Here is a 4,178-nt window from a genome sequence, read left to right as displayed (position 1 = left end):
TTATATTTATAAATTAACTATAATGATCGCATAATGTATTTTACTTATATAAATCAATAAATTATTTAAGATTGAATTATTTATTTTCGTTTAAATGGATTGATTTTTACTAGTTTCGAACGCACTCCAACAGAGCAAAACGGTATGCGGGCAAGCGAAAAGACAAAACAAGATCGATGTAAATTAAAGGAAAAGAAAGGCGCAAATCAAAATAAAAAAGAGAAAAAGATGTCCTGACGCAATTAAAAATCAGGACACAAATTTTTACTATGGAGAACTTGGGGATAATTAATACCAATCATGTTTTTCATTGCGATCTAGTGCGTTGATCCTGTTCATTTCCTCATCACTTAACGCAAAGTCAAACACGTCAAGATTCTCTTTGACATACTCAGGATTTTCCGTCCCGGGGATCACCACCACGCCCTTTTGCAGATTCCAGCGCAAGATCACTTGAGGTACGGTAACTTCATGTTTTTGCGCAATCTCAATTAAAGTTTCGTTACTAAACATCGCCTCAGTGTAACCCCGACCGCCGAAAGGATACCAACCTTGCATTACTATGCCCAAACTCTGCACATACGAAATAACGTCATTTTCCTGATAATAGGGATGAATTTCATTTTGCACCACGGCAGGCATAATGTTTATCTGCGGCAAAAAGTCCTTTAATTCTTTAACATACCAATTAGAAAGCCCTGTGGAACGTATCTTTCCTTCTTTAACCGCATCCTCAAGCGCTTTATAAGCTTCAACATCACCTTTTCCCGGATGATGAAGCAGCATCAAATCGATATAACCTATATCCAATGCCTGAAGAGCCTCATCAATTGCCGCTTTAGGATCGGTAAATCGGCTCGGATAAATTTTGGTGGTAACAAACACTTCTTCACGCGGCACTCCGGATTCTCTTACCGCCAGCCCCACGCTTTCTTCATTGTGATACATATATGCCGTATCAATCAAACGCCCGCCTGCTTTAAGTAAAGTACCAACGGACAGCATACACTCGTCGTGACTTAAGCTGTAAGTACCAAGACCTACTATAGGCATATAGTAGCCGCTGTTAAGCAGCACCTTTTTAGTTGCAAAATCAAATTTTCCGCTTTCTGAATTTTCCGCTTTTAAATTAAGATCTGAGCTTTGTGCTACAAATACCGACACGGATAACAACAACGCGCCAAAGAGCTTCCGGTCAGACTTGTTAAGCGCGTGTTTTTTTATTACATGCCCTAAAGCATGCAATCACGACAGCTTTGTTAATCTTCTGTTTAAGCTCGATTATTTATCTTTTGCTTTTAACCTCCGGTTATTCTGCCGTTGATGCGTACATCTCTATATGGAATTGATTCTCTTGTCAAGCACTAAAGGTAAAAAGCAAGGCAAATAAGTCAAACCTTCAGTCCTATAAATTCTGAATCGGTAATTATTATTTATAAAACAATGTATTACCGTTCAATAGTGATTATTCGAAAGGATTTTTTTAGCGCATGTTTTTTTATTACATGCCTTTAAGCATGTAATAACCTGCGGTTTCTTTCCTGTTTGGGTTTGCTTATTGGTTCCTTACTTTTTTACCTCCGGCCATTCTGCCGTTAATGCGTACAACTCCCCGCACGTTTTATTCAAACAAGGGGTACTCACGTCGTCATCAACGGCAAAATTCTGTACGCAAGAAATTAAAGACATGCTCTTTACATCTTTTATTTCAAGTTGAATTTTCAACTCTATATCCTGCCTGCATTCGGGCTTTACGTAATACGCTGCCCGGCAACTTGAGCCCGTACGCTCTTGAAGAACAGCATGCCTTCTTCCGCGTGCTGCGTCATAATGCGCAATGTGTTTACGGCTTTTGCTGTTCTGCATGTGTGCTCCTTTAATTTCCCTTGTTGTCCGGTTGTTTTTTATTAACGGTTGTATTTATTGTCTTCAGCTTCTTCACTTAAGGTGATGATGCTGTCATACATATGCCGTCTCATAATCCTTTTGCTTTTAATCCTTGCTATGCCCAAAGTGCTTTTTTCATCGGCATAGCATTCTCCGTTATGCAGCAGTGCCCAGGCAATACGGCAGATTTTATCAGCGGCCGCACAGACGGTCTTCTTTACCGGCAGCCTCCGTGACAGGCGGGCAAGCCATGTATTTTCGTTCTGCCCCGCCTGATTCTTCATTCTTTTGTTTCTGCTGTACAAGGAAAGACATACCTGATACAGCACCCGTTTTAATACCGGATTGCCTTTTAGCGGTATCCCGCCCATGGTTATTCTGCCTCCGGTTCCGGTATGTGTCGGGGCAAACCCTGCGTATGCGGCAAACTGCCGAGCGTTTTTAAAGTTCCCGGGGTCAAACATAACCGCATACAGCGCCGCCGCCGTTACCGGACCCACGTAGGGAATTGTCATTAATTTGCGTCAAGACTCATTTTCCTGCGTATATTTTGCTATATATTCATCAATGGTCTGAAGTTGTTTTGCCTGACCTTTATGAGGCCGATTGCGCAAATACTTACCTTTGCAATCAACTCAGACCACTCCTTGTTTTCTTCACGTAACTCTTTCACCTGTGCTTCTGCCGTCTCGATTAAGCTTTCGCTGCCACTGCCGCAAATGACGCCCTGTTCATAGAAACAGCCGCGCAGATTATTCTGCAGCTGAGTTTTCTGCTTAATGATCAAATCTCTTAATTTAAGCAGCGACATCAATGCCTGATTGCTTTCATCTCTGATTTTTACCGTTTTGATGCTCGGAAGATGCATTGCCTGCCAAATGCAGTGCGCATCATTACGATCGTCTTTGTTGCCTTGATTGATATATTTTACGGTGATTGCCGGAAGAATACGCACTTCATGTCCCATCTTTACACATTCACGTCCCCAATAATGCGCTGAGCCGCAGGCCTCCATTCCCACACACAGTGACCCTTGGTGCTCAGTCAGAAAGCGTCTGAATTCTTTACGGGTTAATTGGCGATTGCAAAAACGTGAGCTTTTAGGATTTTGATAAGCTACCTGGAATACTGATTTGGCTAAATCTACGCCGACAAAAAGAGGAGATTTTTCTTGGAAACTTAAAGCGGTTGTCATAGCAAACTCCTTGTTTATCAAAAGGATCTGCTACGATCTTAATCGAAATCTTTTAGCGATCCTTTGTCATTGCTCCTGTTTCCATGTCACTCCCCCCCCTTACGCAAAATTAATACCAATTAAACAGCGACTTTTTGCGATCAAGTAAGGCAATTTGCGCTTTATCTTCTTTACTTAAAGAAAAATCAAAAATATTCAAATTTTCCTGCTGCCGTTTTTCATTACCGCTTTTAGGTATAACGGCAATACCGTGTTCTATCTGATAACGCAAAATAATTTGCGCGACGGTTTTGTTATATTTGTCGGCTATTTTGAGCAGCACAGGATCCGAAAAAACATTTCTGCGTCCTTCAGTAAAAGAAGCCCACGCCTGCATTTGTGTTCCGTGACCGTTTAATACTTGTTTAAAATCAAGCTGTGAAAAATACACATGAGATTCAATTTGATTAACGGCAGGTATCAATCCGCAGTGATTAATAAACGACAGATAGCGACTTTCATCAAAATTGGAAATTCCGACAGCACGAACCTTACCGTCATCAAAAGCCTTTTTTAAAGCCTCGTACATACCGATAATATCGCCATATGGTTCATGAATTAAGGCTAAATCAATATAGGTATCATTGAATAAGGAAATAGACTCATCTATACCGCGCTTTACGCCTTCATACGAAGCGTAAGAACCGCTGAACTTCGTCGTGATAAATAACTTTTCACGCGCGATTTTACTGTCTTTGCACGCTTTTCCTACGATTTCTTCATTGGCATACATCTTTGCGGTATCAATGAGTCTGTAGCCGCAGGACAAAGCAGAAAGAATCGCTTTATAGCCTGAAGATCCGCGAAGATCCCATGTTCCTAACCCTAATATCGGCATTTTCACGCCGTTATTTAAAGTTAAATATTCCATTACGCTGCCTAAATATTACTTACTCTAAAATTTAAGGTAGCTTAGTACAGAGGATTTTGCCAATACTAATTACTTATTTACTCAAATAACTGTAAGGCATAGATGAGGGGGAACAAACAGTGAGGAAAAATCCCAAACTCTGCTGTTCTAGATAAAAATAAAAGAGAAATTTATTTAACTTATTGT

Annotated in this window: 5 protein-coding genes; all 5 read right to left on the bottom strand. The window is 40.6% G+C overall.

Annotated elements, in window-relative coordinates:
* Positions 1-288 precede the first annotated feature (288 nt).
* The 5 genes from QZ019_RS09445 to QZ019_RS09425 all read right to left on the bottom strand — a co-directional run bounded on the left by QZ019_RS09445 (position 289) and on the right by QZ019_RS09425 (position 3,992).
* The gene (locus tag QZ019_RS09445) at positions 289-1,164 is read right to left on the bottom strand and encodes an aldo/keto reductase (protein ID WP_295484535.1); all 876 of its coding nucleotides are present in this window, start codon (positions 1,162-1,164) and stop codon (positions 289-291) included.
* Between the two features lie 402 nt (positions 1,165-1,566).
* On the bottom strand, positions 1,567-1,866 hold the full coding sequence (locus QZ019_RS09440) for a hypothetical protein (protein WP_295484532.1): 300 nt from the start codon (positions 1,864-1,866) through the stop codon (positions 1,567-1,569).
* A gap of 41 nt (positions 1,867-1,907) precedes the next feature.
* Entirely contained in the window at positions 1,908-2,402 is a 495-nt protein-coding gene (locus tag QZ019_RS09435; RefSeq protein WP_295484530.1) for a transposase, read from the bottom strand.
* 38 nt (positions 2,403-2,440) lie between these two features.
* Positions 2,441-3,082 carry a transposase gene (locus QZ019_RS09430; RefSeq protein WP_295484528.1) on the bottom strand — a complete coding sequence of 214 codons (642 nt, stop codon included), beginning with the start codon at positions 3,080-3,082 and terminating at the stop codon, positions 2,441-2,443.
* A gap of 109 nt (positions 3,083-3,191) precedes the next feature.
* On the bottom strand, positions 3,192-3,992 hold the full coding sequence (locus tag QZ019_RS09425; protein ID WP_295484526.1) for an aldo/keto reductase: 801 nt from the start codon (positions 3,990-3,992) through the stop codon (positions 3,192-3,194).
* Positions 3,993-4,178 lie beyond the last annotated feature (186 nt).

This window comes from uncultured Succinatimonas sp. (assembly GCF_905203285.1).
Lineage (GTDB): Bacteria > Pseudomonadota > Gammaproteobacteria > Enterobacterales > Succinivibrionaceae > Succinatimonas.
This window is presented reverse-complemented; position numbering and strand designations above follow the sequence as displayed.

Coding starts and splice junctions, on each gene's coding strand:
- QZ019_RS09435 (WP_295484530.1), bottom strand. CDS start 2,402: ATGACAATTCCCTACGTGGGTCCGGTAACGGCGGCGGCGCTGTATGCG.
- QZ019_RS09425 (WP_295484526.1), bottom strand. CDS start 3,992: ATGGAATATTTAACTTTAAATAACGGCGTGAAAATGCCGATATTAGGG.
- QZ019_RS09440 (WP_295484532.1), bottom strand. CDS start 1,866: ATGCAGAACAGCAAAAGCCGTAAACACATTGCGCATTATGACGCAGCA.
- QZ019_RS09430 (WP_295484528.1), bottom strand. CDS start 3,082: ATGACAACCGCTTTAAGTTTCCAAGAAAAATCTCCTCTTTTTGTCGGC.